At 45.9% G+C, this 2,036-nt stretch carries 1 protein-coding gene; it reads left to right on the forward strand.

Annotation, left to right across the window (positions count from 1 at the left end; genetic code table 11):
• Positions 1-2,036, forward strand: a 2,036-nt coding sequence (locus tag ACYVIC_RS19805; protein ID WP_460862722.1) for a condensation domain-containing protein, incomplete at both ends; no start/stop codon positions are given.

Raw genomic sequence — 2,036 nt, forward strand, 5'->3', positions numbered from 1 at the left:
GGATCACTTGCTTATAAAGCCCCGAAGGGCGCGCTGACAGTAGAGTTAAAGCAGGCAATAATTGATAATAAGGCCGGGTTGCTAACATACCTTCAACAGCAACTGCGTCCCCAGGATACAGAGGTTCAGAATAATCCGATTACCAGGGTCAGTGTATTGCTGAACAAATTACCGCTTTCTTACGCACAACAACGTCTGTGGTTGCTGGCTCAAATAGACGGAGGCAATTCCCATTACAATATACCCATGGCTCTTGAGCTGTCGGGAACGCTTGATGTGGACGTTTTACACCGGGTATTCGCCACTATCATCGAGCGCCATCAAAGTTTACGCACCCGTTTTTTGGTAGATGAAAAGGGGCAGGCTTATCAGGACATCCAGGCTGCGTCGAAATTCACAGTGGAATTGCATGACTTATCAGGATTGGCAGAGACGTTACGTCAGGCAGAAATCACCAGATTAGTTGAGCAGGAAGCGACAGAGGTGTTTGATCTGAGCCGCGATTTAATGGTGAGAGCCAGGCTACTGAAGGGGGAAGAGAAGCGGAATATTTTATTGGTGACAATGCATCATATTGCATCTGACGGTTGGTCAGAAGCCATATTGATCAAAGAGTTCAGCACCCTTTACCAAGCTTATATGCAGGGTGAAACTAACCCGTTAGCTGAGCTGGATATTCAGTATACAGATTTTTCTTACTGGCAGCGTAACTGGTTGCAGGGTGAAGTATTGGAAAAACAACTGAGTTATTGGCAACAACAGCTGGCAGGTTTGCCGGTGACCCATAAGCTACCACTGGACAAGCCCAGGGGGCCACAACAAAGTTTCAATGGCAAAGCCTACTTTTCCTATATCGGGTCAGAGGAAAGAGACAGGTTAAAGCAGTTTTGTCGGGCTTATGGTGCCACGTTGTTTATGGGACTGCATGCGGTGTTTTCCACGCTTTTGGCCCGTTACAGTAATGAAACGGATATCGTGGTAGGTAGTCCGATCGCTAACCGTGAGCGAGCGGAAATTGCCCCTTTGATTGGTTTTTTTGTTAACACATTGGTGCTTAGAAACGATTTGTCAGCTCAGCCTTGTTTTGTTGACTTGCTGTTGCAAAGCAAACAAATGCTGTTAGATGCGTATGCTCATCAGCAGGTGCCGTTTGAGCAGGTGGTGGAAAGGTTACAGCCGGAGCGGAGCCTGAGCCATAGCCCACTATTTCAAATCGCATTCACATTGCAGAACAACGAAGAAAATCGACTGGAGTTGCCAGGGCTGTCTTTACATGTACTTGAGCAGGCAGTGAGTAAAGCCAAGTATGAGTTGATGCTTAATGTGGTAGAAAGTGAAGCAGGGTTGTCTCTATTGTGGGAATACAATATTGATTTGTTTGAGGAAAGCACTATTAAGGGTATGGCTGCGCACTTCTCCAATTTGTTGAACAATATGCTGGCTCAGCCGGAAGAAAATGTATTCAAGGTGGGAATGCTCAGCGAAGAGGAGTTGAACCGGCAAAAATGGCTTAAAAATGATACACAAACAGACTATCCGCGAAACGCCTGTATTCATACTCTATTTGAAGCCCAGGTTGATGCCACGCCTGATGCAGTGGCTCTGGTCTGTGGTGGCGATGAATTAACCTATGCAGAGTTAAATGCCAAAGCGAATCAACTGGCACATTTTTTATTGGCGAACGATTTTATTAAGCATACTGATTCAGAGGAAAGACCTGATAGCTCAGAGGGGTTGGACGTTTCGGGGAATATATTGGCGGATAAAGAAGCTCTGGTAGGGATATGTCTGCCTCGCTCACTGGATATGGTAGTTGCCATTCTGGGTATATTGAAAGCAGGTGGTGCCTATGTACCGCTGGATCCTGATTACCCTGAAGCGCGCTTGGCTTACATGCTGGAGGATGCGAAGTTAGACATTGTGCTTACCTGTAAAGATGTACTGGCAGCTTTGCCTTTATTCGGAAAAACAGCATTATGCTTGGATGATACGACTTTGCAGCAAGGATTAGTCAGTTATCCAATGAATAATCTTGA

The organism is Rheinheimera gaetbuli, from assembly GCF_054781935.1.